Consider the following 3201-nt stretch of genomic DNA (forward strand, 5'->3'; position numbering starts at 1 on the left):
TACGGCGGCAGGTTGGTACTACGTCAGTGCGAGAGGCAGCCATCACTACTTTCGAGCACCCTAGGAGGCCCGGCAATGTTTCGGTTCCTCACCCCCAAAAGGACCTCCCCATCGGAACCTACCGAAGCATACTCAAGCAGGCGGGAATCCTTTAATTCCTGCCTACTGGAAAGGACATAACGATGCGCACAAAAAAACCGGACCACTACATATTCCCCGCGATCTTCAACTACGCCGACGATGGAATCTCCATATCGTTTCCCGACCTCCCGGGGTGCCTGAGCTGCGGGGACGATCAGAAAGAAGCGATGTATATGGCGCAGGATGTTCTTGCCGGGTTTCTGTCGCTCATGGAGGATGAGGGCGAATCCATCCCCGAGCCCTCCGACCTCCGCAGCATCCATACAGATCCCAACGAGGCCGTCGTGCTCGTCGACGCATGGATGGTCCCCATGCGAGAAAAAACCGTCCGCAAGAATCTAACTATCCCTGCCGGTCTTGCCTGGCGCGGAGAAAAGGCCGGGATCAATTTCTCCCAGCTTCTCACGGACGCGCTCGACAAAGCGTTGAGCAAAACAGTATAAGCCAAAAAACGAGGGCGGGCCCACAACCGCCCCCGTTTTTTCGTCATTCCTCGCACTTGACGAGTTCCGCCAGATTTTCAAGCAAAATGCAATAGACAAATTTCGTTGGAAAACCGCTGTCACGTCTTCCTTATCCGGCCCCCCTCACGACATCATCTCGATGAAGGCGCCCAGGCGGGTCTCGATCTGCCCCCGGTCCGACTGGGAGAAATCGGTATCGACGCGAAGGTAGGGAAGCCCCAGCTCCTCGTAGATCGTCGTCTTCGTGTGCCAGGCCTCCACGGCGAAGGTGTGGCAGCCCTGCAGAACCACCTCGACGACCCCGTCGACCCTGTAGTCCGAGACCAGGTGCTTCAGGTCGTCGAAGCGTCCTTTGTTGGGCGTCATGACGGAGCAGTTGATCTTCAGGTACCGTTCGGCCAGGGCCTCGTAGGGGTCCTTGTTCTCGTCGACCATAAACCGAAGCGTCCTGGGCCCGGCGCAATGGTCGGAGCACACGTAATCGGCCCCCATGTCCTCCATCCTGCGGATCAGCTTCTCGCGCAGCCCCGTGTTGGGACAGCCCGTAAGAAGAACCCTCGGGCGGCTTCGGGACGTCTCGCGGACGCGATTCCGGAACTCCCTCGCCTTTTCCTCGAGCTTCTCTATCAGGCTGTCGTCCGTGAAGTGGAAGTCGGCGGACTCGGAGACCGTCGTCAGCTCGTATCCCGAGACGGGGGAGGGCTTGGCCTTGGTGACCTCGTAAAGCTCTATGAGCGCTTTCCTCACGCGATTTCGGTAGACGATGGCGTCGTGGAGCTTGTCCTCGGTGATCTCGACGCCGAAGAGGTCCTCCAGGAACCTCGCGGCCAGGCGAACCTCCTCCCTCCAGGACTCCAGAGCAAGGGCGTGATCCCTGCCCTGGGGCAGCTTCATGACGTGGACCGGCTTGATTTCGCCCAGGAGCTCGTACATCTTCTTCTTGCCGTCGCAGGTCGTCTCGGCAAGCACCCCGTCGGAGAAGTAGAAGAACGGGCACTGGTCGGTCATGGCCAGCCCGTAGCTGGACTTGATCAAGGGGCACAGGGTCTTGGGCAGCCTCGTCTCGGCCTCCAGGATCCCCTGTTCGCTGTTGCCGCAGAGCCCTACGGGGATGGCCCCCGCAGCGTGGATCAGCTCGGTCGGGGTATAGGAACAGAAGGTTCCCACGACCTTCTTCCCCCTCTTCTTTACCTCGTAAAGCGCCAGAAAGGCGTTTCTCCTCTTCTCATCGTAAGTCTCGAAGTTCTTCGGCAGTGAAAGCATGGTTCTCCCCCCTCGAATGTGTCGGCGGTCCCTGCCGCCCGTCTCCGGAAAAACTCAGCGCCCTTCGTCTCGGCAAACTCGGGCGCCGCACGTCAAATATCCAGATCGATCTCGTTCTCAACCCCGGGAAGTTCGATGTAGAGCTTCTCGACGATCTTATCCACGTCATATTGATTGCCCAGCAAACCGAGGTGCTGCAAGTCCCTCAGATTGGTGCGAAAGGCCTCCCGTCCCTCGCTGATGGATCCTTTGTAGTTGTAGCTCTTCAACAGACGGGCGTTGATCTCCAGGTTTCCCAGGTTGCACATGTTGTGCTCCTGCTGAAGACGGGCCGTTTCCTCCGGGTGTTTTCGGACGAACTCGCAGGCCTTCTGCAGGGCCCGGACGTAGCGGGCGGCAAGGTCGGGGTGTTCCTCCAGGAATTTCGGGGTCATCGTCGCCACGCAGCAGTTCTCTTCCTTGTAGTCCGGATCGCTTCCGAGATCGAAAATGACCTTGGCGTAACCGCTCTCCACCAAAAGGGAGGCCGCCGGCTCGATCAGGGCGACGGCGTCGACGCTCCCGTTTTTAAGGGCAACGCCGAGGTCGCCCGCATTGAAGGCGAGAAATTCCACATTCCCGGACTCGACCGAAGCGTCGATGCCCGCGCGGGCCAGCGCCCGCTGGGAGATGACCATAGGCGTGCTGCCCAGGCCGGGAACGCCGATACGCTTCCCCTTGAGGTCCTTGACCGATTCTATCTTCGAATCGGCGGGGACGACGATGACGAGACAACCCTTGTGCAGTCCCAGGGCGACCCGTATGTCGAACCCGCTGTTCAGCAGGACCCCAAGGCTTGCCAGCATCATCTGGTTGGCGTCGAGCTGTCCCGAGGCCAGCATGGCGGGAAGGTCGGCCGTGCTCAGGAAATTGACGACCTCGTAATTGACGCCCTCCTCCTTGAAATAGCCGTTGACGATGGCGATATGGGTGGCCGCCTCGCACAATCCGCCCGCCAGCCCCAGCTTCATCACGTAATCATCCTGCGGGGCCCCTGAATTTTTTTCATCCGAGGCAGCGGGGACCGCAAAGGCGGCCCTCACCCAAGCGTCGAGAGAAACATTCCTCAAGGGGAAAGCCGAAAGGACCGTGAGCAGGGTCAGAAGACCGAGTATCAATCCTGTACTGCGCTTATCCATTCTTCACTGCCTCCTCGAAATCGAAAAAATGAAGGATATCGTGCCGGAGCGCCGTAAAAGCGCCTGACTCCCTGTCTCGCGGACGCGATATTTCCACATCCACGATCGCCTCGACCCTGCCAGGCCGCGGACGCATAACGGCGATACGGTCGCTG

The 3201-nt window shown here is 59.5% G+C and carries 4 protein-coding genes; 2 read left to right on the forward strand and 2 right to left on the reverse strand.

What is annotated here, in order from left to right; translation table 11 throughout:
* Window positions 1-26 precede the first annotated feature (26 nt).
* The gene (locus Q0176_RS11230; RefSeq protein WP_366797231.1) at window positions 27-155 is read left to right on the forward strand and encodes a type II toxin-antitoxin system HicA family toxin; all 129 of its coding nucleotides are present in this window, start codon (window positions 27-29) and stop codon (window positions 153-155) included.
* A 27-nt stretch (window positions 156-182) separates the two neighbouring features.
* Window positions 183-584 (forward strand): type II toxin-antitoxin system HicB family antitoxin, encoded by a 402-nt coding sequence (locus tag Q0176_RS05660; protein WP_299300101.1) that lies wholly within the window; start codon window positions 183-185, stop codon window positions 582-584.
* A 144-nt stretch (window positions 585-728) separates the two neighbouring features.
* On the opposite strand, the gene Q0176_RS05665 is transcribed toward Q0176_RS05660, so the two are convergent.
* Both Q0176_RS05665 and Q0176_RS05670 read right to left on the reverse strand, forming a co-directional pair.
* Window positions 729-1868 carry a double-cubane-cluster-containing anaerobic reductase gene (locus tag Q0176_RS05665; RefSeq protein WP_299300103.1) on the reverse strand — a complete coding sequence of 380 codons (1140 nt, stop codon included), beginning with the start codon at window positions 1866-1868 and terminating at the stop codon, window positions 729-731.
* A 92-nt stretch (window positions 1869-1960) separates the two neighbouring features.
* A complete protein-coding gene (locus Q0176_RS05670) occupies window positions 1961-3046 on the reverse strand; it encodes an ABC transporter substrate-binding protein (RefSeq protein WP_299300105.1) in 1086 nt (361 codons plus the stop codon).
* Between the last annotated feature and the right edge of the window lie 155 nt (window positions 3047-3201).

This window comes from uncultured Fretibacterium sp. (assembly GCF_938040765.1).
GTDB lineage: Bacteria > Synergistota > Synergistia > Synergistales > Aminobacteriaceae > CAJPSE01.

What these genes read in the sequence shown, in the direction of transcription:
- Q0176_RS05660 (WP_299300101.1), top strand. Translation starts at nt 183, where the DNA reads ATGCGCACAAAAAAACCGGACCACTACATATTCCCCGCGATCTTCAAC.
- Q0176_RS05665 (WP_299300103.1), bottom strand. Translation starts at nt 1,868, where the DNA reads ATGCTTTCACTGCCGAAGAACTTCGAGACTTACGATGAGAAGAGGAGA.
- Q0176_RS05670 (WP_299300105.1), bottom strand. Translation starts at nt 3,046, where the DNA reads ATGGATAAGCGCAGTACAGGATTGATACTCGGTCTTCTGACCCTGCTC.